General features: G+C 65.6%; 22 protein-coding genes. 13 read left to right on the top strand and 9 right to left on the bottom strand.

The genetic code is table 11. The annotated features are described in order from the left end of the window. Positions 1-63: 63 nt before the first annotated feature. Together AC239G_RS17165 and AC239G_RS17160 are read left to right on the top strand one after the other, a co-directional pair. Entirely contained in the window at positions 64-405 is a 342-nt protein-coding gene (locus tag AC239G_RS17165; RefSeq protein ID WP_139469080.1) for an ArsR/SmtB family transcription factor, read from the top strand. Between the two features lie 31 nt (positions 406-436). Then, on the top strand, positions 437-925 hold the full coding sequence (locus AC239G_RS17160) for an SRPBCC family protein (RefSeq protein WP_487489380.1): 489 nt from the start codon (positions 437-439) through the stop codon (positions 923-925). 36 nt (positions 926-961) lie between these two features. Here the strand turns inward: AC239G_RS17160 and AC239G_RS17155 are convergent, their stop codons facing one another. Next, complete coding sequence (locus AC239G_RS17155) at positions 962-2,284, bottom strand: MFS transporter (protein WP_487489379.1); 1,323 nt, start codon at positions 2,282-2,284, stop codon at positions 962-964. A 218-nt stretch (positions 2,285-2,502) separates the two neighbouring features. Between AC239G_RS17155 and fbaA the strand changes: the two genes are divergently transcribed. After that, complete coding sequence (gene fbaA, locus AC239G_RS17150) at positions 2,503-3,528, top strand: class II fructose-bisphosphate aldolase (protein WP_487489378.1); 1,026 nt, start codon at positions 2,503-2,505, stop codon at positions 3,526-3,528. Between the two features lie 289 nt (positions 3,529-3,817). Here fbaA and AC239G_RS17145 read toward each other — a convergent pair whose 3' ends face one another. Then, positions 3,818-5,356 (bottom strand): alanine/glycine:cation symporter family protein, encoded by a 1,539-nt coding sequence (locus tag AC239G_RS17145; protein WP_139469084.1) that lies wholly within the window; start codon positions 5,354-5,356, stop codon positions 3,818-3,820. Between the two features lie 420 nt (positions 5,357-5,776). Here AC239G_RS17145 and AC239G_RS17140 point away from each other — a divergent pair, with 420 nt between their 5' ends. From AC239G_RS17140 to AC239G_RS17125, 4 genes are all read left to right on the top strand, one after another. After that, the gene (locus tag AC239G_RS17140) at positions 5,777-7,411 is read left to right on the top strand and encodes an ABC transporter substrate-binding protein (RefSeq protein ID WP_139469085.1); all 1,635 of its coding nucleotides are present in this window, start codon (positions 5,777-5,779) and stop codon (positions 7,409-7,411) included. A gap of 141 nt (positions 7,412-7,552) precedes the next feature. Continuing rightward, positions 7,553-8,644 (top strand): ABC transporter permease, encoded by a 1,092-nt coding sequence (locus AC239G_RS17135; protein ID WP_487489377.1) that lies wholly within the window; start codon positions 7,553-7,555, stop codon positions 8,642-8,644. Further along, entirely contained in the window at positions 8,644-9,705 is a 1,062-nt protein-coding gene (locus tag AC239G_RS17130; protein ID WP_244195243.1) for an ABC transporter permease, read from the top strand. The genes AC239G_RS17135 and AC239G_RS17130 overlap by 1 nt, the downstream gene beginning before the upstream one ends. Continuing rightward, on the top strand, positions 9,702-11,507 hold the full coding sequence (locus AC239G_RS17125; RefSeq protein ID WP_487489376.1) for a dipeptide ABC transporter ATP-binding protein: 1,806 nt from the start codon (positions 9,702-9,704) through the stop codon (positions 11,505-11,507). The genes AC239G_RS17130 and AC239G_RS17125 overlap by 4 nt, the downstream gene beginning before the upstream one ends. Before the next feature lie 67 nt (positions 11,508-11,574). Here AC239G_RS17125 and AC239G_RS17120 read toward each other — a convergent pair whose 3' ends face one another. After that, positions 11,575-12,234, bottom strand: a complete 660-nt coding sequence (locus AC239G_RS17120; RefSeq protein WP_487489375.1) for a TetR/AcrR family transcriptional regulator — start codon at positions 12,232-12,234, stop codon at positions 11,575-11,577. Between the two features lies 1 nt (position 12,235). On the opposite strand from AC239G_RS17120, the gene AC239G_RS17115 reads away from it, so the two are divergent. The 3 genes from AC239G_RS17115 (at position 12,236) to AC239G_RS17105 (ending at position 14,190) form a co-directional block, all read left to right on the top strand. Then, a complete protein-coding gene (locus tag AC239G_RS17115) occupies positions 12,236-12,622 on the top strand; it encodes a hypothetical protein (protein WP_487489374.1) in 387 nt (128 codons plus the stop codon). 8 nt (positions 12,623-12,630) lie between these two features. Then, positions 12,631-13,209, top strand: a complete 579-nt coding sequence (locus AC239G_RS17110) for an NADPH-dependent FMN reductase (protein WP_482400874.1) — start codon at positions 12,631-12,633, stop codon at positions 13,207-13,209. Between the two features lie 219 nt (positions 13,210-13,428). Then, the gene (locus AC239G_RS17105) at positions 13,429-14,190 is read left to right on the top strand and encodes a 3-hydroxyacyl-CoA dehydrogenase (protein ID WP_173155457.1); all 762 of its coding nucleotides are present in this window, start codon (positions 13,429-13,431) and stop codon (positions 14,188-14,190) included. 106 nt (positions 14,191-14,296) lie between these two features. On the opposite strand, the gene AC239G_RS17100 is transcribed toward AC239G_RS17105, so the two are convergent. Continuing rightward, a complete protein-coding gene (locus AC239G_RS17100; RefSeq protein WP_487489373.1) occupies positions 14,297-14,929 on the bottom strand; it encodes a response regulator in 633 nt (210 codons plus the stop codon). Then, a complete protein-coding gene (locus AC239G_RS17095) occupies positions 14,926-16,335 on the bottom strand; it encodes a sensor histidine kinase (RefSeq protein WP_487489372.1) in 1,410 nt (469 codons plus the stop codon). The genes AC239G_RS17100 and AC239G_RS17095 overlap by 4 nt, the downstream gene beginning before the upstream one ends. A 181-nt stretch (positions 16,336-16,516) precedes the next feature. Here AC239G_RS17095 and AC239G_RS17090 point away from each other — a divergent pair, with 181 nt between their 5' ends. Next, entirely contained in the window at positions 16,517-17,530 is a 1,014-nt protein-coding gene (locus AC239G_RS17090; protein ID WP_487489371.1) for a CPBP family intramembrane glutamic endopeptidase, read from the top strand. Then, positions 17,527-17,931, top strand: a complete 405-nt coding sequence (locus tag AC239G_RS17085) for a hypothetical protein (protein WP_482400870.1) — start codon at positions 17,527-17,529, stop codon at positions 17,929-17,931. Before AC239G_RS17090 ends, AC239G_RS17085 begins: the two co-directional genes overlap by 4 nt. Here AC239G_RS17085 and AC239G_RS17080 read toward each other — a convergent pair. The 3 genes from AC239G_RS17080 to AC239G_RS17070 form a co-directional block, all read right to left on the bottom strand. After that, entirely contained in the window at positions 17,873-18,760 is an 888-nt protein-coding gene (locus AC239G_RS17080) for a hypothetical protein (protein WP_487489370.1), read from the bottom strand. The two genes, AC239G_RS17085 and AC239G_RS17080, sit on opposite strands and share 59 nt — an antisense overlap. Positions 18,761-18,877: 117 nt before the next feature. Then, a complete protein-coding gene (locus tag AC239G_RS17075; protein ID WP_487489369.1) occupies positions 18,878-20,875 on the bottom strand; it encodes a sensor histidine kinase in 1,998 nt (665 codons plus the stop codon). Continuing rightward, a complete protein-coding gene (locus tag AC239G_RS17070) occupies positions 20,872-21,783 on the bottom strand; it encodes a hypothetical protein (RefSeq protein ID WP_487489368.1) in 912 nt (303 codons plus the stop codon). Before AC239G_RS17070 ends, AC239G_RS17075 begins: the two co-directional genes overlap by 4 nt. A gap of 168 nt (positions 21,784-21,951) precedes the next feature. Here AC239G_RS17070 and AC239G_RS17065 point away from each other — a divergent pair, with 168 nt between their 5' ends. After that, positions 21,952-22,683, top strand: a complete 732-nt coding sequence (locus AC239G_RS17065; RefSeq protein WP_258041784.1) for a response regulator transcription factor — start codon at positions 21,952-21,954, stop codon at positions 22,681-22,683. Positions 22,684-22,731: 48 nt separating this feature from the next. Here the strand turns inward: AC239G_RS17065 and AC239G_RS17060 are convergent, their stop codons facing one another. After that, on the bottom strand, positions 22,732-23,763 hold the full coding sequence (locus AC239G_RS17060; protein ID WP_181272436.1) for an NAD(P)H-dependent flavin oxidoreductase: 1,032 nt from the start codon (positions 23,761-23,763) through the stop codon (positions 22,732-22,734). Positions 23,764-23,816: the final 53 nt, after the last annotated feature.

Below are 23,816 nucleotides of genomic sequence, written 5' to 3'. Positions count from 1 at the left end.
GGGTCGCGAGAATCTTTGCCTGCACCTATTTACATACAACCATTCGGTTGTATGATTGATCGCATGAAAGGACTTCTCGATGACGAGGCGGATGCGCTGTTCCAAGCATTGGCCGACCGCACCCGGCGCGATATCGTACGCCGAGTCGCAGGAGAAGGGCTTTCGGTGACCGATCTGGCCGCCGACTACGACATGAGCTTCGCCGCAGTGCAGAAGCACGTCGCAGTCCTCGAACGTGCAGGACTGGTGACGAAGCGACGAGTCGGAAAGCAGCAGATCGCTCACGCAGAGGTGGGTCCGCTTCGCACCATCAGGAGCATGCTCGCCGAACTCGAAGACCAGTGGGTCGACCGAGTGCAGAGAATCGACGACCTTCTGTCCGGGGACGAACAGGCCGGGTCGTGAAGCAAACCACCACAATGCTTAAGGAGCAGCCATGCCGGTCATCGACACATTTCATGACGAAGAGACACTGACGCTGACGATCGTCGCCGAGTTCGCGGCGCCGCGCGAACGGGTGTGGGAAGTTTATGCCGATCCCCGCCAGCTCGAGCAGATTTGGGGTCCGCCGACGTATCCGGCCACGGTAGTCGACCATTCGCTCGAGCCCGGCGGCAGAGTCACATACTTTATGACGAGCCCGGAGGGCGAGAAGTTCTGCGGACTGTGGGAACTGACCGCCGTCGACCGTCCCGCGCGCCTGGAGTTCCGCGACTACTTCGCCGATGAGGACTTCAGCGTCGTCGAATCGATGCCCGGGAGCCGGTGCATCTACCGCTTCGAAGCGACCAAGACCGGAACTCGTGCCACCTACGAATCGGTCTTCGACTCGGCTGAGGGACTGCGCACCGTGTTGGAGATGGGTGTCATCGAAGGCTCGACCGGAGCGATCAACCAGATCGACGATCTGCTCGCCCGGCAGTGAGCCGGTGCGGCCGGCTCCCGGCCTCTCCGCAATGCTTCAGCTTTCCTCGCGGGCCTGCATGGAGTGGGCCGGGGCGTCGGGTCGGACGGGAATGATAAGCGCCAGGCCGACCGCCAGAACAATGAGGATGCCCAGCGTCCCGGCCCGCTGGAAGCCGAAGACCGTGATCGCCAAGGCGAACATCGCCGGGCCCAGGAAGCTCACGGCCCTTCCGGTCGTGGCATAGAGGCCGAAGTTCTCCCCGGCCGACTCCGGCGGAGTGATGCGGGCCAGGAACGACCGACTCGACGCCTGAACCGGACCGACGCAGAAGCTCAAGATCAGGGCACAGACCCAGAACACGGCCGCCTCGGCGCTGAAGAGGATCGGCAGTCCGCCGAGGATGATGACGATGAGACCGGCGATGATGACGGGTTTCGGTCCGAGCCGATCATCGAACCATCCGGCGATCATCGCCCCGGCACCGGCGGCGACGTTCGCGGCCACGCCGAGGATGATGATCTGGGAGGCGGAGAACCCGTAGCTGCCGGCGGCGAGGACGCCCGCGAACGAGAAGATCGCGGCCAGACCGTCCCGGAAGACCGCCGAGGCGATGAAGAACCGCAGCGTCTGATGCTCGGTCGACCACATCCGGATCAGACGGCGCACGAGTGCGGCGTAGTCGGCGATGAATGCTCGGATCGGGTGCCCACCCGAAGTGCCCTTGACCTTCGCCCCCGGTGCCGAGAACAGAGCGGGGATCGCGAAGATCGCAAACCACACGGCGGACAGGACCGCGACGATGCGGAACCGCAGTCCCTCCTCGTCGCTGGCGCCGAGGAAGCCGACCTCGGGTTGGATGACGAGGACGAGGAGGATGACGAGGAGGACCAGCCCTCCGACGTATCCCATGCCCCAGCCGAATCCGGAGACCCTGCCGACGTTGTCGGGGTTGGTGATCCGGACCATGATGCCGTTGTAGGACACCTCGGCGAATTCGAAGAAGACGCTGCCGACTGCCAAGAGCAGAAGGCCCAGCCACAGATAGTCGGGGGAGTCGCGGACGAAGAACAGTCCGAACATCGTGAGCACGACGATCGCGGTGTGCACGCCCAGCCACAGGCGATGCCGACCCCCGGCGTCGGCCCGGGTGCCGGCGGCCGGGGCGACGACGGCGATGACGAAACCGGCCGCGGCCATCGACCAGCCCAATGCCGAGGATCCGGCCTCCTCGGTGGCGGCGACGGACTTCGTCAGATACGGGGCGAAGACGAAGGTGATGATCACGGCGTTGAAGGACGCCGAGCCCCAGTCCCACAGAGCCCAATTGAAGATGCGCAGGCGATTGCCCGAACCGGGCGGAGTCAGCGTCGAGGCCATGAGGCCACTGTACTGAATGCAGCGTCCGAAGCGAGGTCTGAGCTAGGGTCGGGCCTCCTCGGCAGCAGGATCCGAAATTGCGTTCCCGGATTCGTCCACGATCGGTGCCAGGAGAGAGCATCCTCGGTGAGGCCGCCGTTGGGACCTCCTGCCATGGGCGGGGCGGAACGAGTAGGCTGGTGGCAGCAGAAACGGCCGACCCCGACCAAGGAGCATGTATGCCCATCGCCAGCCCCGAAGTGTATGCCGAGATGATCGACCGCGCGAAGACCCAGGGCTTCGCCTACCCCGCGATCAACTGCACCTCCTCGCAGACGATCAACGCCGCCATCCGCGGGTTCGCCGAGGCCGGATCCGACGGCATCGTGCAGATCTCCACGGGCGGTGCCGAATACATGTCCGGCCCGACGGTCAAGGACCGCGTGCGGGGCGCCATCGCGTTCTCCGTCTTCGCCGCCGAAGTGGCCAAGAGCTACGACGTCAACATCGCGCTGCACACCGACCACGCCCCGAAGGACGCCGTCGAAGCCTGGGTCAAGCCCCTGCTGGCCGCGTCGACCGAGCGCGTGAAGAACGGCGGCGATCCCTACTTCCAGTCGCATATGTGGGACGGTTCCGCCGTTCCGCTCGACGAGAACCTCACTCTCGCTGAGGAGCTGCTCGAGCTCTCGACGGCAGCGCAATCGATCCTCGAGATCGAGGTCGGCGTCGTCGGCGGCGAAGAGGACGGCGTCGAGAACGAGATCAACGACAAGCTCTACACCACCGTCGAGGACGGGCTGGCCACCGCACGAGCGCTGGGTACCGGCGAGAAGGGCCGCTACCTCACGGCTCTGACCTTCGGAAACGTCCACGGCGTGTACAAGCCCGGCAATGTGAAGCTGCGTCCCGAACTCCTCGGTGAGATCCAGGAGAAGGTCGGGGCCGAGGTCGGCAAGAAGGCTCCCTTCGACCTTGTCTTCCACGGCGGCTCGGGTTCGAGTGCAGAAGAGATCGCCGAGGCGGTCCGCCACGGAGTCGTGAAGATGAACATCGACACGGATACCCAGTACGCCTTCACCCGCCCCGTCGTCGAGCACATGTTCCGCAACTACGACGGAGTGCTCAAGATCGACGGCGAGGTCGGCGACAAGAAGCTCTACGACCCGCGCTCCTACGGCAAGGCCGCAGAGAAGGGCATGGCCGAACGCATCGTCGAAGCCTGCCAGAACCTCGGCTCGGCAGGCACCAGCCTGAAGAAGTGAGGCTCAGCCGGCTCAGTCGGCTGAGCCAGCGCAGCCAGCTTAGCCAGCGCGGCCAGCTCGGCTGGTGAGCCGGAGAGCAGCAGAGTCTGCCCCGCGAACCGACAGCGGCCGTCGCCCGATTCAGGGCGGCGGCCGCTGCTCTGTGCGTCGCTGTGAATGGCACGAGGCCCGGGACGCCATTGTCCCGGACCTCGTATCGTCCCTCGGTTCGGCGGACGAGTAGTCTGCCGAATGGCCTTCCTGCCGATCGGCGGCCTGCCGGGTGGCAGGCAGCCGACCGCGTGGGGCATCAGCCTTCCGGCACCGCCTCGCCGGCCTTGAGGCGAGCCACGCGCTGATCCCAGAAGTCGGCGTTGCGCACGCCGATCTTCTCGGGCTCGAACACCGGATCCAGGCCGAGCTTGGTCTGGCGTTCGAAGTCGCGCAGGAGCTTGAACGCCGGCTGCTGGAGGATGAGGATCGCGATGACATTCAGCCAGGCCATGAGGCCCACTCCGATGTCGCCGAGTGCCCAGGCGCTGCCCGAAGTCGACATCGCGCCCACGGCCACCGCGATGACGATGACTACCTGCAGTACACGAGTGCCGATCGTCAGGGCCAATGTGCTCTTGGCCTTGCCGAGCAGGTAGACGAGGTTCGTCTCCGCCATGTAGTAGTAGGCGACGATCGTCGTCAGGGCGAAGAGGAAGATCGAGATCGCGATGAAGCCCGCACCGAAGCCGGAGATCATCGTGTCGAGTCCGGCCTGAGGCCACTTCTCACCGGGTGTTGCAGCGATGGCTTCGGCCATCTGACCGCGTCCTGTGCCGATGATGGTCTCGCCGTCGGCATCGAAGACCTTGTACATACCGGTGGAGAGGATCATGAAAGCAGTCGCTGAGCACACGAAGAGGGTGTCGATGTAGATCGAACCGGCCTGCACGAGTCCCTGCTTCGACGGGTGCGAGACCTCGGCGGCAGCGGCAGCGTGCGGGCCGGTACCCTGTCCGGCCTCGTTCGAGTAGATCCCGCGCTGGACGCCCCACTGAACAGCCATGCCGAGAATGCCGCCGAAGGCCGCGTCCGGTCCTGCGTCGACGCCGAATGCGGAGGTGAAGACGAGCTGGAAGACGGGGATGATCTGGTCGGCGTTGACGAGTGTGACAGCGATCGCCGCAATGATGTAGATGACGGCCATGAAGGGCACCGCGAGTGAGGCGAAGTGGGCGATGCGCTTGACTCCGCCGATGACGATGAAGCCCATGATGACCGCGAGGATGACCGCGGTGATCCATGTCGGAGTTCCCCACGCGTTCTCGACCGCACCGGAGATCGCGTTCGACTGGATGCCCGGGAGCATGAAGCTCATCGCGAGGACCGTGACAGCGGCGAAGACGAGACCGTAGACCTTGAACAGGCCCTTGGCCTTCGTGTGCCGGTAGGCCTTCTCGATGTAGAAAGCCGGTCCGCCGCGGTATTCGCCGCTCTTGGGGTCCTGTTCCTTGAAGACCTGGCCGAGAGTCGACTCGACATAAGACGTTGAGGCTCCGAGCAGCGCGGAGATCCACATCCACACCACCGCGCCAGGTCCGCCGAAGCCGATTGCGGTGGCGACACCGGCGATGTTGCCCACGCCGACGCGACCGGCCAACGACATCGCGAGAGCTTGGAAGGAGGAGACGCCCTCGTTCGAGCTCTTCCCGCGGAACATCTGCGTGAAGATCGCTTTGATCTGTCGGATCTGGACGGCTCGGGAGCGGATCGTGAAGTACACGCCGGCACCGAGGCAGAGGTACACGAGGGCGGAGGACCAGATGATTCCGTTGAGCCAATCAAGGACTGCGGACACGCTTTTCCAATCAGAGGGGGGCAGGGGTTTCTGAGCATCGAAACAGTGAAGGACCTGTGTCTTCTCTGTGATGCACCTCATAAGTCAAACCGATTGTCATCGGTGACGCAAATCGAATTCGCCGAGGCGGCTCCCCGTTGCGCCGCCGAAGTCGCGGCCGTTGGATGGGCTACGGCTGGGAGCGGTTCGCGGCGGTTGTGGGCGTGATGTGGGGTGACGGCGGGGAGTGCCCCGGCTGTCCCGGCAAGGGAAGTTTCGCTGTGGCGAGCAGAGCCGCCTCGGCGAATTGTTGCGAAGTCGTTGCGAACTGGATCACTTCATGTGCGTCAGTTCACTATTTGGGACGGGAACCGTAAGATGTGGTGCGGATCTCTTCGAGCAAAGAAGACACGAAGAGCACTTGTGAAAGACAGGAACACCATGAAACGACGAACTGGCGCAAAGGCCGTGGCCATCGCTGCGGCCGGCGCTCTGCTCCTCTCCGCCTGCTCGACCTCGACGACCGGAGGCGGCGGCGGGGACGACAAAGGCGGAATGCTCACGGTCGGAACCACGGACAAGGTTGTGGCGTTGGATCCGGCCGCCGCGTACGACAACGGAAGCTCCCTCGTCGAGCAGCAGATCTACCCGTACATCCTCGCCTACAAGCCGGGTACGGCCGAGCTCAACCCTTCGATCGCCGAGTCCGCTGACTTCACCGAGCCGACGAAGTACGAGGTCAAGCTCAAGGACGGACTCAAGTACGCCAACGGCAACGAACTGACCTCCTCGGACGTGAAGTTCTCCTTCGATCGTCAGCTGAAGATCCAGGATCCCAACGGGCCCTCTTCGCTGCTCGGCGGCCTGAAGTCCGTGGAGACCCCGGATGAGAAGACCGTCGTCTTCAACCTCAAGCGCAAGAACGACCAGACCTGGCCCGGAGTCCTGGCCAGCGCCGCCGGCCCGATCGTCGATGAAGACGTATTCTCGGCCGACAAGGTCACGAAGGACCAGGAGATCGTCGACGGCAAGGCCTTCGCCGGCCCGTACACGATCGACGGCTTCAAGTTCAACGAGCTGATCACCTACAAGGCGAACCCGGACTACAAGGGCTTCATCGAGCCGGCGAAGACCGAGACCGTGCAGATGAAGTACTACTCGGACGCGAACAACATGAAGCTCGACGTCCAGGAGAACACCATCGACGTCGCGTGGCGTTCGCTCTCGGCCACCGACGTCGAGGACCTCGGCAAGAACGAGGACCTCAAGGTCCACAAGGGACCCGGCGGCGAGATCCGCTACATCGTGTTCAACTACGACACGATGCCCTTCGGTGCGAAGACCGATGACGCCGACGAGAAGAAGGCGCTCGCTGTCCGCCAGGCCATGGCCGACTCAGTCGACCGTCAGGCGATCGCCAGCCAGGTCTACAAGGACACCTTCACTCCGCTGTACTCGCACGTGCCCGACGGACTTCCCGGCTCCGATGAACCGCTGAAGTCCGAATATGGCGACGGCAAGGGCGGCGCCGACGTCGAGAAGGCGAAGAAGGCACTCAAGGACGCCGGAGTCAAAACCCCGGTCGAGCTCAAGCTCCAGTACAACCCTGACCACTACGGCCCCTCCTCAGGCGATGAGTACGCCCTGGTGAAGGACCAGCTGGACAAGACCGGGCTGTTCAACGTCAAGCTGCAGTCGACCGAGTGGGTCCAGTACTCGAAGGACCGCACCGACGACGTGTACCCGATGTACCAGCTGGGTTGGTTCCCGGACTACTCGGATGCCGACAACTACCTCATGCCGTTCTTCTACGACACGGATGAGACTCCGTCGTTCCTCGCCAACCACTACCGTGACGAAGCGATGAACAAGGAGCTCAACGCTCAGTCCTCGATCGCTGATAAGGGCAAGCGCGAAGATGCCCTGAAGAAGATCCAGGGTGAGCTGGCCGACGAACTGCCGACCCTGCCGCTGCTGCAGGGCAACCAGATCGCCGTGTCCGGCAAGGACGTCAAGGGCGTCGACGACACCCTCGACCCCGCTTTCCAGTTCCGTCTGGCACTGCTGAGCAAGTGATCACCCACACGAGGTGCAGGTGAGCCGATCAGGCCGCCTGCACCTCGTGGCGCGTCCGCGGCGAGGTCCGTACACCTGCAGTGACCCTCGCCGAGCTGTCTCTTGCCGCTGGCGCATCGAAACACATCCCATAAGGAACACATGTCTGCTGCCATCAGCGAACCAGGGGCTGAGGCCGCCGAGACTTCGGTCGCGGTCAAGAAGCCCTCGGGAGGCGGTCTGGGACGTTATGTCCTCATCCGCTTCCTGCTCATCATTCCCACCATCTTCATTCTCACCACTCTGGTGTTCTTCCTCATGCGCATCACCGGTGACCCGATCACCGCAGCGTTGGGAGGACGCCTGACGAAGGCCCAACTGGCCGAGCGCGTCCACGCCGCCGGCTACGACCGGCCCATCCTCGTCCAGTACTTCGAATACTTGGGCAATCTGCTCAAGGGCGACTTCGGTACAGCGGTCTCCGACGGGCAGCCGGTCTCGTCGATCCTGCTCAACTACGGAGCAGCGACCGTCGAACTCGTCTTCTACGCGCTCATCGTCGCGTTCATCCTCGGCATCCCGCTGGGCATGCTCGCCGCCTACCACCGCGACAAGGCGCCCGACGCGGCACTGCGTGTGCTCGCGATCCTCGGCTATGCGACCCCGGTGTTCTTCGCGGGCATGATCCTCAAGCTCGTCTTCGGCGTCTTCCTGCCGATCCTGCCCGTCGCCGGCCGCGGCACCACAGAGACCGAATACATCATGTCCGGTGTCGTCGGCCCGACGAGGTTCTACCTCATCGACGCCCTGCGCATCGGCAACTTCTCGGTCCTCGGCGATGTGCTCGCCCATGCGGTGCTGCCGGCGATCGCCCTCGGCGTGCTCACCGCCGGAGTGTTCCTCCGGCTCGTGCGCACGAACCTCATCGGCACGCTCGAGCAGCAGTACGTCGACTCCGGTCGATCCCGCGGAATCTCCGAATACCGCCTGGTCACCAAGCATGCGTACCGTCCAGCGCTGATCCCGATCATCACGATCATGGGTATGCAGATCGCGCTCATGCTCGCCGGCGCCGTGCTCACCGAGACGACGTTCGAGTGGAAGGGACTCGGTTTCAAACTCGCCGAGTACCTGACCGCCCGTGACTTCGTGGCAGTGCAGGGAATCGTCGTGTTCCTCGCCGTCATCGTCGCGGTCACGAACTTCCTCGTCGACGTCATCGCCGCGTTCATCGACCCGAGAGTGAGGTACTGATGTCTACTCCAGACAACCCGCAGAACCAGGGCCCGGCTGAAGAGGCCCAGACCTTCGCCGAGGAGGCTCCCGGCTCCGGAGTACCGGCAGTGGCGTTCGACGACCGGGCCAAGAAGTCCTGGTTCTCCCGCCTGCCGATCATCTCGCATCTGCGCCAGTCCGTGGGGCTGCAGCGCGGAATGCTCATCACCGGCCTCGTGCTGTGCGGAATCGTGCTCATCTGCGCGATCTTCGCTCCGCTCATCGCCCCGTACGGTTTCAACCAGCTGGGCACCTCCGAGGGCAACTTCGGGTCGAAGCTGCCACCCGGCGGCACCCATATCTGGGGCACGACCGTCGGCGGCTACGATGTCTTCTCCCGTGTCGTCTGGGGCGCCCAGACCGCAGTGGCCGTCATCGTCGTGGCCGTGGTCATGTCGATCTTCGCCGGTGTCATCCTCGGTCTCGTCTCCGGCTACATCGGCGGATGGCTCGACCGCATCCTCGTCGTCATCGCCGATGCCGTCTACGCCTTCCCGACCCTGCTGCTGGCGCTGGTCATGTCGATTGCGATCTCCGGCGGTCAGTCGAGTGCGTGGGGCGGCATCGCCGCGGCCGCATTCTCGATCACGGTCGTCTTCATCCCGCAGTACTTCCGCGTCGTCCGTGCCGAGACGCTGCGGCTGAAGGCCGAACCGTTCGTCGAATCGGCGATCGTCCTCGGCGCCTCGAAGACGCGGATCATCTCCAAGCACATCTTCCGCAATGCTACTCGGACCCTGCCGCTGATCTTCACACTCAACTCCTCCGAGGCGATTCTGACCTTGGCCGGACTCGGGTTCCTGGGCTTCGGAATCGAACCCACTTCGGCGTCGGAATGGGGATACGACCTCAACAAGGCACTGCCGGACGTCACCTCCGGTGTGTGGTGGACGGCGGTGTTCCCGGGCGTGGCCATCGTGCTCACGGTGCTGGGAATCACCTTGGTCGGTGAGTCGATGAACGACCTCAACGACCCGCGTCTGCGCGTGCGACGCAAAGCCAAGGTCAAGAACGTCAAGCCCGCGGAGGTCACGGCATGAGCAAGCAGAAACACGAGCGGACCGCCTCGGCGACGGGCAGCATCCTCGATGTCGACAGTCTCGACGTCACCTTCTCCACCGACGGCGGGGACGTCCACGCGGTCAAGGACGTGTCGCTGAGCGTCTCGCCCGGTGAGGTGCTGGCGATTGTGGGTGAGTCGGGGTCCGGCAAGACCGTGACCGCCCGATCCATCCTCGGTCTGCTGCCCGAGACGGCGCAGCGAACCGGGGCCATCGTCATCTCCGGTGCGAACGTGCTCAGCGTCTCCGCCGATGAGCTGCGGGCCATGCGCGGCCGGGATGTGGCGATGGTCTTCCAGGAGCCGTCGACGGCGCTCAACCCCGTCTTCACGGTCGGGTGGCAGATTGCCGAAGGTCTGCGCGCGCACGATAGGAAGGCGAACAAGGCCGACCTCAAGGCGCGCGTAGTCAAGGCCATGCGGCAGGTCGGGATCCCCGATGCCGAAAGCCGTTTCGACTACTACCCGCACCAGTTCTCGGGCGGGCAGAAGCAGCGCATCGTCATCGCCATGGCCCTCGCTCTCGGGGCGAAGCTCATCGTCGCCGACGAGCCCACCACCGCACTCGACGTCACCGTGCAGGCAGAGATCCTCGACCTGCTGCGCGATCTGCGAGACGAGACGGGCACTGCCATCGTTCTCATCACCCACAACATGGGCGTCGTCGCCGACCTCGCCGATCGAGTGGCCGTGATGCTGCGCGGCGACCTCGTCGAAGTCTCGACCGTCGAGCAGCTCTTCAACGATCCGCAGGAGCAGTACACGCGCGAACTCCTCGCCGCGGTGCCGCGGATCGGGTCGACCGTGGCCGGAAGCCGCAAGGCGGCCGCCGCCTCAGCGCGCACTGACTCGACGGGGGAGGCCTCGGGTGGGGTCGCCTCGGCGGGGGAGACGTCGGACGGGGGTGCCTCGGCGAAGGAGGGAGCCGCCTCGGCGAAGGACGGGGACGCACGCGAATCGATCGTGACCGCGCGCGAGCTCGATATCGTCTATCCGGGCGGGATCGGCAAGCCGGACTTCCACGCGGTGAAGAAGGTCAGCTTCGATATCAAGGCCGGCGAAGTCTACGGGCTCGTCGGTGAGTCGGGGTCGGGCAAGACGACGATCGGACGCGCGATTGCGGGCCTGACCAGGGCCAGCGGCGGCAGCCTCTCCGTCCTCGGGCACGAGATGGTCGGGTTCAAGGAGCGTGAGTTCTCGAAGATCCGGCGACGGATCGGGTTTGTGTTCCAGGACCCGGCGGCCTCGTTCAATCCTCATCTGTCGATCGGGGAGTGCATCGCCGAACCGTTCGCGATCCATCGCCGGGAGATGAGTGCGAACGACCGGTCGCAGCGAGTGGCCGAACTCCTCGATTCTGTGCAGCTGCCGAAGGCGTATGCGGCGCGGTATCCGCATGAGCTCTCCGGCGGTCAGCGGCAGAGGGCGTCCCTGGCGCGCGGACTGGCGCTCGATCCGGAGCTGCTCATCGCCGACGAGCCGACCTCGGCGCTCGATGTGTCCGTGCAGGCGAAGGTGCTCGAGCTCTTCGTCGAGCTGCAGAACCGCTTCGACTTCGCGGCCCTGTTCATCAGCCACGACCTCGCCGTGGTCGATATGCTCTCCGACCGCATCGGGGTGCTCTTCCACGGCGAGCTGCTCGAAGAGGGCACGGGTGAGCAGGTGCTCGGTGCGCCGCAGGAGGACTACACGAAACGCCTCATCGCCTCACTGCCGGTCCCGGACCCGAAGGAGCAGGCGAAGCGCCGCGAGCTGGCAAGAACCCTCCGCCCAACCCCCTAATTACTACCTGACGGCGGCGCAGCAACCTCGCGCGAGGTTGTTGCGCCGCCGTCAGGTAGCAACGGGGTCAGTTGGTGTCGGCGATGAAATCGAGCATTCCGGCCTGATTGACCGGCAGGGCCAACAGGCGGTCGAGCTCGGACTCGTCGGGGTCGATGCCGAGGATGCGCATCGAGTACTGAGTGAAGTCGCGCTCGATCATGTCAGGCGTCAGGTCGCCCGTCGGCCGGTACCACAGTGAGAGCGAGTTGCAGATCGAGTGGATGGCGCGAGTGGCCAGAGCCGCACTGCTGACGTGGAACTTCCCTGCATCGATGCCGGCCTGGACGATATCGCCCATGATCTCGCGGGCCTCTCGCTGGAGTTCTTTGACGCGGACGGCGTTGTCGCCGGTGAGCCGTTCGGTGTCGCGCAGCAGCACGGTGGAGACCGAGACGTTCTCCATGCGATAGCGGGCGAGGTAGCGCACCGCCACGGCCAGCTGATCGACGACATCGTCATCGACGTCGGCGATGACCGCTCGGCAGTGCTCGACGTACCAGGTATAGGCTGTGTGGACGAGCTCGTAGAGAGCTTCCTGCTTGGACGGGAAGTAGTAGTAGAGCGCTGAGAGGCTCAGACCTGCTGTCTGTGCGATATCGCGGATGGACGCGCCGTCGAATCCTTTGTCCGCGAAGGTGTCCCGGGCCGAGCGGAGAATATTGTTGCGGCCGTTGGTTGAGCGCACGATGACCGGACTCCTTGCCTTGTTTTCCGTTGAAGCCGACTTTTTAACGAACAGTCTTTCACTTGCCCAACGACCATACACGACAGGTGGTCTCTGCGGGCCTGATTTCGCGGGGAATTACGGTATCACCGTGTTCGGCGCCCGTTGCGACCGGTCGCGGGCTTCGTCGGGCCCTGTCACCAGGACAGTGATCGGGCAGTGGCCGGTCAGTGACCTGGCCCAGCCCCAACCAGTGACCAGGGTCACTCTCGATCCGGGAATGATTGAGTGTTCAACAATGTTGGTCACGGTGGAGCTGCAGCCGACCCGGTTCGCCGAGGTCGCAGGCTCGGCCCGTGAACTCGACCGCCATGGCCGCCCGGCCGGTGGACACCGCTCAACGATTTGAGGACGCATATGCTCAACATTGCCATCATCCCCGGAACTTCCCGCCCGCAGGCGCTCAACCCGCAGATCGTGAGCTGGGTCGAGCAGCAGCTGGCTTCCAATGATGACGTCCGCGCCGAGGTCGTCGACTTCGGCAGCTTCGACCTGCCCCTCCTCGACGAGGTGATCCCCGCCGGTGCGAAGATGTACGCCAACGACCACACGAAGGCCTGGGGCGCGAAGCTCGAAGAGTTCGACGCCTTCATCTTCGTCACCCCGGAGTACAACCACTCGATCTCCGGTTCGCTGAAGAACGCCCTCGACTTCGTCGCCACCGAGTTCAACCACAAGGTCGCCGGCATCGTGAACTACGGCGCCGACAAGGGAGTGCGCGCCGCTGAGCACCTGCGCCACATCCTCGCGAACTACAAGCTCGCCGTCGTCCGCGACCAGGCATCGTTCTCGATCTTCACCGACGTCGCCGACGGTACGTTCGCCCCGACCGAGATCTCGGCCGCCCCGTTCGCCTCCATGGTCGACGACATCGTCGCCTGGGGCGAGGCCCTGAAGTCCGTGCGCGAAGCCGGTGCCGAGGAGCAGGCCGCCTGAGTCCGCCCTCGCAGCTGAGCTGAGACAGGCCCGCCGGTCACCCGACCGGCGGGCTTTGTCGTCCCCGCGTCGACCGACATCGTCCCCGTCGCGACCGACGCCGCCGTCAGGGTGATCCCGCGCCGAGGCGGCCCCACCCGACCATGCACAGTGACTGTCCCCACTTCTGCGTTAGAGTCGCAGTGATCAACTGTTCGCTCAGCGATGCAAAGGACACTCATGGATCTCACGAACACCGTCGCCCTCGTCACCGGCGGAGCTTCCGGACTCGGCCGCGCCACCACCGAACGCCTCTTGGCCGCCGGTGCCCAGGTCGTCATGGTCGACCTCAACGCCGAGGTGGGGCAGCAGGTCGCCGCCGAACTCGGCGACTCCGCCCACTTCGTCACCGCCGACGTGACGAACGAAGAGCAGGTTCAGGCCGCCGTCGACACCGCGACCGGGCTCGGCGCTCTACGCGTCGTCGTCAACTGCGCGGGCGTCGCGACCCCCGGAAAGCTCGTCTCCCGTAAGGGTCCCCTGCCGCTCGAGGCATTCCAGAAGGTGCTGAACATCAACATCGTCGGCACCGTCAACGTCTGCCGCCTCGCCGCTGCGGCTATGCAACAGCAGGAGCCGGACGGCGAAGAACGCGGAGTCATCGTCAACACCGCCTCCGTCGCGGCCTTCGACGGCCAGATCGGCCAGATCGCCTACTCGGCGTCCAAGGGCGCCGTGGCCGCCGTGACATTGCCGATGGCCCGCGAACTCGCCGCCTCTCTCATCCGCGTCGTCACCATCGCCCCCGGCATCTTCGAGACCCCGATGATGGCCGGCCTACCCGCCGAGGCGCAGGAATCCCTCGGCAAGTCCGTGCCGCACCCGGCCCGGTTGGGCAAGCCCGCCGAGTACGCGCAGCTCGTCGAATCGATCGTCGCCAACCCGATGCTCAACGGTGAGACGATCCGCCTCGACGGCGCCATTCGCATGGCTCCGAAATGATCGACTGACACCTTCACCGAGGAGGCCCTCCCCGAGGAGCGTCCAACCGACAGAGCCGCCCGTCTCCGCAGTCGCGGTGGGGCGGCTCTGCCGTTGACTGGAATTGTCAGCGGTGGGCGTTGACGAGCAGCGCCAACTGCACTCGCGAAGTCACCTCGAGCTTGTCGAAGATGCGTGCCAGGTGGGTCTTCACCGTCGCCGTCGAGACGAACAGTGACCGCGCCACCTGCGCGTTCGTCAAACCCTGAGCGACCGCCTCGGCGATCTCCCGTTCCCTGGTCGACAGGGACGCCAGCGGATCCTGACCCGACGTCGAGGCGGCCGGACGGGACGACATCAACGTGGCCAGGGCGGTCGCCGACAGGGTGCGGGTGCCGTCGGCTGCCGCGCGGACGGCGTTGATGAGCTCTTCCGGCGGGGTGTCCTTGAGGATGTAACCAGCCGCCCCGGACTGCAGGGCGCGGTGGATGAAATCGTCGGTCCCGAAGGCCGTGAGCATGAGCACCTGCGGATGTTCGGGATCGGACAGCAGCGTCTGCGCGGCCTCGAGGCCGTCGAGACGGGGCATCCGGATGTCCATGAGTACGAGGTCGGGACTCAGCCGACGGGCGAGGTCGATGGCTTCGACACCGTCGACCGCCTCGGCGATGACCTCGATATCGGTCGCCGCGCCGAGGAGGAGCTTGAGCCCCGAGCGCATGAGCGATTCGTCGTCGGCGATGATTACCCGAATGCTCATGGCTGCGTCTCCTGCTCGTCGGGGGAGCCGATCGTACCGGCGGTTCCCGGGGCGTCGCCGTCTGTGAAGATGTCGGCATCGATGGGGATGCGGGCGCGGAGGGTGAACTCCGGGGTCGTCGCCACGGTGAGATCGCCGCCCATGGCCTCCATTCTCTCCCGCAGCCCGAGCAGTCCCAACCCGGATCCGGAGACGAGCTGCTGCGCTCCGGCGCGGAAGGCCGGGGCCAGGCCTGTGTGCGGATTGCTGGCGACGAGCACGAGGTGACCGTCGGCCTCATCGAAGCCGACCTTGATCGTCACCGTCTGGCCTGGTGCGTGCTTGACCGCGTTCGTGATCGCCTCCTGGACGAAGCGGTAGATCGTCGTCTGCTCGAGTGCCCCGCACCGGTGGAGCGCCGCGCCCGTCACCGGTTCGAGGTAGCGCAGCTCAGCGGTGTCGCCCCTGGCCGCGACGAGGCGGTCGATGTCGGGGTCGATGACCGTGCCCTGATCGTCGCTGCGGAGCATGGTGAGCACCTCCCGGAGTTCGACGCCGGAGCGGCGGGCGGCATCGGCGATGAGGCGGGCGTTCTCCCGCACCTCGTCGGGGTCGAGGTCCTGCCGCACGGACAGCGCACCGGAATACATGGCGATGACGGAGAGGTGGTGGGACAGGGAATCGTGCATATCGCGGGCGATGCCGCGTCGCACCTCGGCGATGGCGCGGTCCTGCCGGGAGCGTTCGCGCAGCAGGGTCTGGGCGGCGGAGTCGATGAAGCCCTGCTCGCGGGCACCGCGGATGACACCGACGATGACGATAACGGCGTACATCGTGCCGCCGAAGACGAACACGGGAAGATCGAAGGCTCCCGCGGCCTGTGGAGTGAGCACATAGGTCGCTGAGAAGGCTGCCAGTGTGGCGGCGAGTGCGACGAAGTCGAGAGCCCAACTGCGCCGGGCCGACAGTGAGATGAGCATGATCGAAGCGGCGAAGGCGCCGAGGATGCTGACCGTGCCGAGGAGTATGCCGATGATCCCGACTGTGACGGGAATCCAGCCTCCCGGTCGCCGCTGAAGCGATTCGACGGATCCGTCGGCGGCGAGGAACTCATCACCGCCGTGACCGGTGACTGTGAGGAATTCGCGCAGCTTCTCTGAGGCAAGGACCTTCGGACGCAGTTGTTTGCGCGGAATCCGGCGTCCGTCGAAGACGAGCACGATTGGCAGACAGACGAAGGATACGAGCCCGAAGACGATGTGTACGAAGATTTCGGCACTGAGCGCGTCCGCCTCAGCACCGGTGGGTTTCGGGTTCGGCCACTGGTTTCCGATGACAACGAAGAGGATGAGCGCGCCGACGACCGCGGAGATGCCGGTCCAGAGGAGGGCATGCGCGAGCGGGCGGCGGGCGGGGCGAGGTGTCACCCTTCGAGCCTACCCGGGCGCGGGCCGCGAGGGTGTCGCCCGAAAGGATGAATTCGGAGCGGCCGCGAGGGCGCGGCAGCCCGGCCAGATGCGCCCTGACGTGCGCATTCATTCGATCGGATGACATGAATCATGCCCTTGACCGATGGTGGGCGGCCGCCGGTTTCGAAAGGGTGGAGACATGATAAACCGACCCCACACTCTGCACTATCATCGTCAGTTCGCCGCGCTGCCCGACAACAGGTGGTTCAAGCCGATCCTCGTGGCGCTCCTGACCGCGGTGTTCTACCTCATCGCAATCGTTGTCCTGTTCGTCGGCTTCCTTCTCTGGGCACTCTTCGCCCTCGGCGCCGACGGTGACTTCAACACATGGTCGGAACGCCTCATCGACATGAACACGACCACGGGCGTCCTCTTCGGACTCGTCAACGTCATTCTCATGTGGCCGGCCGCCGAGCTCGCGACCCTATGCATATACCGGCGCTCGTTCTCCTCGATGATCTCGCTCCGCGGCGGAATGCGTTGGGGGCAGCTCGGCCGGTATCTGCTGGTCGGCACGGTCGTATGGGTGGTCTGCGCGATCGTCATGGTCGCCTTCTCCGACGGGGCGATGGGCAACCTGACCTCGGGAATCGTGTGGAACAGCCAAGTGCTTGCCATGCTCATCGCAATCATCCTCCTCGTCCCGTTCCAGGCGACGGCCGAGGAGATCGTCTTCCGCGGCCTGGCCATGAACATCATCGGCTCATGGCTGCGCCACCCCGCGTGGGCCGTGCTCATCCCCGTGCCGATCTTCGTCGCCGGCCATCTCTACGACCTGCCGGGACTCATCGACGTCGGCATCTTCGCCGTCATCGTAGGCACCCTGACCATCATCACCGGCGGTCTCGAGGCCGGAATCGCCTTCCACATCGTCAACAACGTCTTCGCGTTCGGTCTGGGCGTGCTCGCCGGTGCCGACCTCAATGCGACGAGCGCCCCCACAGTCGAGGTCGTCATGTCGATAGCGGCTCCGATCGTCTTCGGCATCATCGTCGTCCTCGATCATCTCCGCCGAGGTGGATCGATCTTTCGCCGAGGCGGCCCGACCGACCGTGAACCGATGCGTCCCCGCGGGGACAGCCCAGAGAACGAGGAAACCGCGGTGGACAGCGATGTGAATGCCGACACCGAAACGAAAGCGAACCTGTCATGAGCTACTACAGCGAGCTCGCCCAGAACCTGCGCAAGCGCGGGTGTGAAGAAGACCAGGTCCTCACCGTCCTCCACGAGGTCAAAGACAGGGCCGAGGCGGCGGGGACGACACCCGACGCCGGGTTCGGCACCCCCGAAGAGGAAGCCTCAAAACACAGCGGGAAGCGCGCACGGTCCGCGGGCCAGGCGACGCTCAACGTGTTCGGATTCGTGGGCGTGTGCTGTGTGGTCGTCTACGCCATCTGGCCGGGACTGTTCGACTTCACAAACCCTGTGCTGTCGAACTTCGCCGGCATGATCGCGCTCCTCGTCCTGCTCGTCATCGGCGCCTTCGTCGCAGGCTTCATCGACTCTCGTCTGCCGAAGGGGTTCGAGGCTCCGCGGTCAGAAGCCGATCGATGAGCTCATCTGCAGTGATGCCCTTGGCCCGCGCGGCGGCGTTGATGCGATCGAGCGTCGAAGGCGACAGAGCCGGCGTCGGTTGGGACGACGGCTGGGACGACGACGGTTGAGTCGATCGGGCTGACGTCTCGCCGGCGCGGTCGGCGCGCGCAGGCTTCGACCCGGTCCTGAGCAGCAGCGAAGTCAGCGGCACGACGACGACCCCGAGTGCGGCGAGGATCCATACGATCCCGTTGAGGCGGGTCAGCCACTCGAGTTCCCACGCCGGTTCCACCCAGATCGTGACGAGAACCAGGCTCGTGCCGAGAGCAAGCAGTCCGAGCGTGATCGGCAGCCCGACCCGCACCACCCAGGACCGGGGCACCAGCAGCAGAATGAGCGCGGATATCGAGGCGACAGCGGTGAGGAGGGCGAACGAGGACAGGGCTTGGAAGAGGACCTCTTCGAGTTCATAGCTGTCAGGATCTGCATAGGGGTCGCCCCAGAGGAACCACAGGCTCAGCGCCATCGTGACCGTAGCCATGCCGATCGTGACGATCCCGAACCACTGGGTCCGGCGACCGATGAGCGTGGCACCGCAGAACGCTGCGACACTGACGGCGCCGGTCAGAGCCGTGGTGCCGATGACTTTGTACGTCGCTTCGGACTCGATGTCGCCGAGGAGGACGATGATCCCGCCGGCCGCAGCCAGGCTGAAAGCCACGACGATGATGATGGCGATCGTGCGCCGCAGAATCCGCACCGATCGTCTCGGTGCCTTCGGATCCGACGCCGAGGCGGTCGCCGGCGAAGGCGGAGATGCAGATGGCGAAGGAGGCGGCTGTGACATGGGGAAACAGTCCTTCCGAATGGGAAAGCATGAGGGGACTTCCAGTATGGCACCGGACGCCCGACGCTCGCCTGATTCGGCGCGAATCCGCGCCGCCTCAGCGCTTTCCTCGGACCTTCACTCCATCGGCAACGACGCCCTGACCTCGAAACCACGGTACTGGGTCGGCCCCACCTGCAGGCTCCCGCCCAAGGCTTCGACGCGTTCGCGCATCCCCTTGATGCCGAAACCTCCGCCGAGGTGGCTGTGCCCAACCGCATCCGCCCCGCCGTCGGGTTCCCCGTTGAGCACGGAGATCTCGAGCCGGGAGCCGATGGCTGTGACGGTGACCGCCACGGGTGCGCCGGCGGCATGCCGCAGCGCATTCGACAGACTCTCCTGAACCACGCGGAAGGCCGTGAGGCTCGTCGTCGGCGGCAGCGACATGGGGTCGGTGGGGAAGTCGAGATCGACGACCGCACCGGAGCCGCGCGTGACATCGACGAGAGCGGGAATGTCGTCGACGGTCGGCTGCGGCGCCAGGTCGGCATCCCGGCCACCGCGGAGGATCGCGAGCAATCCGCGCATCTCCGTCAGCGCCTGCCTGGCCGATGAGGCCATCGAATCGAATTCACCGAGGCTGCGCTCATCGAGTCCGGGCAGCCGGTACTTCGCCGTCGTCGCCTGGACACTGATGACCGACATGCTGTGCGCCACGACATCATGGAGTTCCTGAGCGATGCGGTTGCGTTCTTCCAGCTCCTGCCGTTTCGCCAGCTCCGCGGCGCTGAGTTCGCGTTCGGATTCGAGCTGCCTGCGACCTTTGATGAGCAGGTTGCCGATGACGCCGATGGCTCCGGCACCGGCGGCGACGGCCGCGGTGGTGATGACGTTCGACAAGGCCCCGGGCAGCTCGCCGGCATGCGGCAGGACCAGAGCGAGCCCGCCGATGAGCGCACTGCCCGACCACAGAGCGACGAGGTGGATCCAGCGGTGCCGCAGACCGATGATGAGGTGAAGGAACACGAGAGCCAGCAGCGAGGTGACCGTGAACGGTCGGACCACTCCCGAGACTTCCGCAGTGAGCAGAATGCCTGCCAGCTGAGCGACGAGGCCGAGGCCGATCGCCGGTATCGGCCAGCGCACTGCCAGCAGGAGCGCGGCGCTGAGACTGAACGCAAGAACCATCGCGAAGACTGTCGGGACACCGTAGAGCACGGTGGTCACCGGCCAGGCGACCGCGACGAGCACGACCCCGACGAACGCTGCGATCAGCCAGAACCACCCCTGACTCCCGGCGATGGCCGACAGTGCAGACGACTGCGCCGGATGAGCCGACCGCTCTGAGCGAGTCGCCTGCGCGGAGACAGCTGCCCCATCAGTCGACCCGGCAGCGCGGATCGAAACGATCTCGAGCAGAGCCATGGCGTGGAGGATGAAGGGGAAAGTCAGCAGCAGGACGATGCCCGTGACGAATTGGAACGTCGCCTCGGCGGAGAACCCGAGGTCAGTGACCGAGGAGTTCGTCACCCAGGCGACCACCCAGTCGACGGTGTCGCCTTCGTCTTCGGGGAGAAACCTGCCCCAGACGAAGAACGTGATCCCGCCAAGACCGCCTGCGAACCAGGCCAGGGAGATCGAGAACGTGAAGAGCCGGATCGGCAGTGCGAACACGGCCTCGAAGAGCAGATCCAACCACGCACGCGCATCGGACAGCGGAGCCAACCACCAGCGGAGTCCGCGTCCACGGGGACGGGGAGCCGCCTCGGCGATGGGGGCACCCCACGCACGAGCACGGGCCCGGGAGAGGTCGCCGAACGCGCGGGCGACGGTGAGTGTCAGCGGCAGGAGGAGCACGCCGACCCAGACGATGACAGTGGCGATCGAGACGGAGAACAGGGCGATGAGCACCGGGAACGCGATAAGGGAGATGAGCAGGCTCGGGGCGACGAGGCCGGCATCGCGGCCGAGATTGTGCCACACTCTGGCCCACCACGAACTCGGCGCGGTTGCGGCCTGAGAATCGGCGGCCGCTTGGGAGTTCGGGCCGATCTGCGGAGGCTCTGCTGGGCGGGGCACGTCTCCAGCGTACGCGTCGGCGGGTGCGGGGGAGGTGAGATCGGGGGAGTGGTTCACAGCGTGATTCCTTCCTGTGCTGTGTGCGAGGACGTCTGCGCGGTGCCGACCGCAGTGTCAGTGCGAGCGGTGCTGCGGGATTCGAGGACCTTCGGGTGGAAGCGCGAGAGCATCCACACTCCGCCGATGCCGATGGCTGCGGAGACGAGCAGACCGAGAGTGGCCGGCGGAGTCAGGCCCGTGTACTCGCCGAAGAATGCGGCACCGATGATGACGGCGACGATCGGGTCGATGACGGTGAGGCCGGCCAGCACGGTCTCGGCGGGGCCGCAGGCGTAAGCGGTCTGGACGAGCCAGAATCCCGCCGCCGAGGCCAGGCCGACCGCGCCCAACAGCGTCCACCAGCGCAGACCGAACGTATCGAGTCCGGGCAGTCCCGACATGACGACGGATCGGGCGAGGACGTGCGTGGCCGCGGCGACCGTGCCGAAGACGATCCCGGTCATGACGACCCGGGGGATGTGGCCGGCGGAGCTGAACGAGAACAGCCCCGCGAAGACGGTGAGGGCAATGAGCACGGCGAGCAGCCACGTCACCGACTGTGCGTTCACGGAGATGTCGTGGGCGAACCTCGCCGAGGTGGCCACGAAGGAGAAGATTCCGAAGAGCGTGACCGCGATGCTGATGAGCAGCGGAGCACCGAGGCGGAGCCCGAAGTACCGCCGGCCGATGAGGACGGCGAAGACGAGGGAGACCGCGCCGATGGGCTGGACGATGGCGACCGGGCCGAGTCCGAGCACGATGACGTTGAGCACCGTGACCAGCCCCATGAGGCCGAGCCCGGTGGCCCAGGCAGCGCGACGGCGCAGGCCCGGAGCCATCGTGGCCACGGCATGCTGCTGGAAGTGGGTGCCCAAGGCCAGGCAGAACGCTGCTGCGGTGGCGAGGATGACGGCGGTGATGATCATGACTCGAACGTTAGGGAGCCGGTATGCGCCGGCACATCATACGCAGGAGTGAAATGAGCGCCGCACGTATCACCCATGAGGATGAGATCTGCGCGAGACCGGGTCCAAGCGGCGGATTCTCGGGGATTGCGCGGGTTCTGCGACCCCGCTGTCCGGTAGGTTTGGACCATGCCGGGATTTGAGGACGCGGGGAACGGAGACGGGGGAGCCGCCTCGGCGAGTGTGCCGCCTCCGTCGGAGACGACGATCAGGGTCGCCATCGTCGACGATCAGGCGATGGTGCGGCAGGGGTTCGGGGCGCTGCTCGACGCGCAGTCGGACATGCAGGTCGTCGGCAGCGCCGATGACGGATCCGCTGTCGTCGACCTCGTCCGCCGCACGAGCCCCGATGTCATCCTCATGGACATTCGGATGCCGACGCTCAACGGACTCGACGCCACCCGAGCGATCTTCAGCATGCCCGGCGACCACCCGCGAGTCATCATGCTCACCACGTTCGACGCCGACGAATACGTGTTCTCCGCGCTCCGGGCCGGTGCCAGCGGATTCCTCCTCAAGGACGCCACCGCCGAAGACATGATCACCGCTGTCCGGGTCGTTGCCGGTGGGGAATCGCTGCTCGCGCCCTCGGTGACCCGCCGCCTCATCGCCGAATACGTCGCCGGGCCCACCGTGGCCAAGGACACCGCGGTGCTCGGTCAGCTCACCGACCGGGAGATCGACGTGATGACCCTGGTGGCGAAGGGGCACGCCAACGCCGAGGTGGCCGAACAGCTGTACCTCGCCGAACAGACCGTGAAGACCCACGTCTCGAGGATCCTGTCGAAGCTCGGGTTGCGCGACCGCACCCAGATCGTCGTTGCCGCCTACGAGTCCGGGTTGGTCGTCGCCGGGAACTGAGCGGCGCGGTTCGGAGAGGCGCGTCTGCGGGGGACGCCGGCTCGCCGACTACTCGCGGGCGAATTGAGCGCCGAGGTCTTTGACGATCGTCTCCGCGGATCCGTCCTGGGCGCTGCGGTATCCGGTTCCGGCCCACAGGTGCAGGCCGTGCGGGTCATCGGCCTTCTTCGCCGCGGCGCGGAGCTCCTTCGTCAGATGGTGCACGGCCGGATAGGCGTCGACGGCGATCGGGTCGAACGTCCGCACGAAGTCATTGACCAGCGCACGCGCGGGGCGCCCGGTGAACGCCCTGGTCAGCTGGGTGTCCGTGAACTCGTCGTCGGCCAGTGCAGCCCGATGAGTGGGTGCCGTTCCTGCCTCGTCGGAGCGCAGAAGCAGGGTGCCGACGACGACTGAGCTCGCCCCCGCACCGAGGAGCTCTCCCACCATGGCCTCACCGTCGACTCCGCCGCCGGCTGCCACGGGCAGGTCCACCTCGGCGAGGATGTCACGGACGAGATCGACGGTCGCGCGGTCCTCGATGGTCCGCGTCGGATCGGCCGTACCCGAATGTCCGCCGGCGTGCGGACCTTGGACGATGAGCCCGTCGACCCCGACTTCGGCGGCCGCACGGGCCTCAGCAACCGAGGTCACCGTGGCGACGACCTGAGTGCCGACGGCGTGGAGGCGGTCGACCGCCTCGGCGGTGGGCAGATTGAAGGTCAGCGAGACCAGAGGAACGGGGTGCTCGGTGAGCCAGTCGAGCTTGTCGTCGAAGTTGTCGTCATCCTCGACCGGTTCGGGATCGAGCGTGATACCGCGAGCGGCAGCGGCCGGTTCGAGCGCACTGACGAACCCGTCGAAAGCCTCGCGATCGACAGGGACGGGATTCGGAGCGAAGAGGTTGACGCCGAAGTTCGAGGTCGTCTCGCGCATCCGTGTGATAAGAGGGGCGAGAGCCTCGGCGGTGAGATACCCGCCGGCGACGAAGGGGAATCCGCCGGCCCGGGCGACAGCCTCGGTGAGTTCGGGCGTCGTCGTCCCACCGGCCATGGGTGCACCGATGATGGGCAGTGAGGTCTTCGCGAAGGCGATCGTCACGGTTCTCTCCTATTATCGGCGGCCCGGGCTCGGCGTCTGTAGCCGAGCGAGGC

Source organism: Brevibacterium sp. Lmc1, from assembly GCF_057654315.1.
Note: the sequence above shows the minus strand (reverse complement) of the source record. Positions and strands in the feature narration are given on the sequence as shown.

Coding starts and splice junctions, on each gene's coding strand:
- AC239G_RS17125 (WP_487489376.1), top strand. CDS start 9,702: ATGAGCAAGCAGAAACACGAGCGGACCGCCTCGGCGACGGGCAGCATC.
- AC239G_RS17070 (WP_487489368.1), bottom strand. CDS start 21,783: ATGATCATCACCGCCGTCATCCTCGCCACCGCAGCAGCGTTCTGCCTG.
- AC239G_RS17065 (WP_258041784.1), top strand. CDS start 21,952: ATGCCGGGATTTGAGGACGCGGGGAACGGAGACGGGGGAGCCGCCTCG.
- AC239G_RS17160 (WP_487489380.1), top strand. CDS start 437: ATGCCGGTCATCGACACATTTCATGACGAAGAGACACTGACGCTGACG.
- AC239G_RS17130 (WP_244195243.1), top strand. CDS start 8,644: ATGTCTACTCCAGACAACCCGCAGAACCAGGGCCCGGCTGAAGAGGCC.
- AC239G_RS17080 (WP_487489370.1), bottom strand. CDS start 18,760: ATGTCACAGCCGCCTCCTTCGCCATCTGCATCTCCGCCTTCGCCGGCG.
- AC239G_RS17105 (WP_173155457.1), top strand. CDS start 13,429: ATGGATCTCACGAACACCGTCGCCCTCGTCACCGGCGGAGCTTCCGGA.
- AC239G_RS17135 (WP_487489377.1), top strand. CDS start 7,553: ATGTCTGCTGCCATCAGCGAACCAGGGGCTGAGGCCGCCGAGACTTCG.
- AC239G_RS17110 (WP_482400874.1), top strand. CDS start 12,631: ATGCTCAACATTGCCATCATCCCCGGAACTTCCCGCCCGCAGGCGCTC.
- AC239G_RS17090 (WP_487489371.1), top strand. CDS start 16,517: ATGATAAACCGACCCCACACTCTGCACTATCATCGTCAGTTCGCCGCG.
- AC239G_RS17115 (WP_487489374.1), top strand. CDS start 12,236: ATGACCGGACTCCTTGCCTTGTTTTCCGTTGAAGCCGACTTTTTAACG.
- AC239G_RS17165 (WP_139469080.1), top strand. CDS start 64: ATGAAAGGACTTCTCGATGACGAGGCGGATGCGCTGTTCCAAGCATTG.
- AC239G_RS17155 (WP_487489379.1), bottom strand. CDS start 2,284: ATGGCCTCGACGCTGACTCCGCCCGGTTCGGGCAATCGCCTGCGCATC.
- AC239G_RS17140 (WP_139469085.1), top strand. CDS start 5,777: ATGAAACGACGAACTGGCGCAAAGGCCGTGGCCATCGCTGCGGCCGGC.
- fbaA (WP_487489378.1), top strand. CDS start 2,503: ATGCCCATCGCCAGCCCCGAAGTGTATGCCGAGATGATCGACCGCGCG.
- AC239G_RS17085 (WP_482400870.1), top strand. CDS start 17,527: ATGAGCTACTACAGCGAGCTCGCCCAGAACCTGCGCAAGCGCGGGTGT.
- AC239G_RS17100 (WP_487489373.1), bottom strand. CDS start 14,929: ATGAGCATTCGGGTAATCATCGCCGACGACGAATCGCTCATGCGCTCG.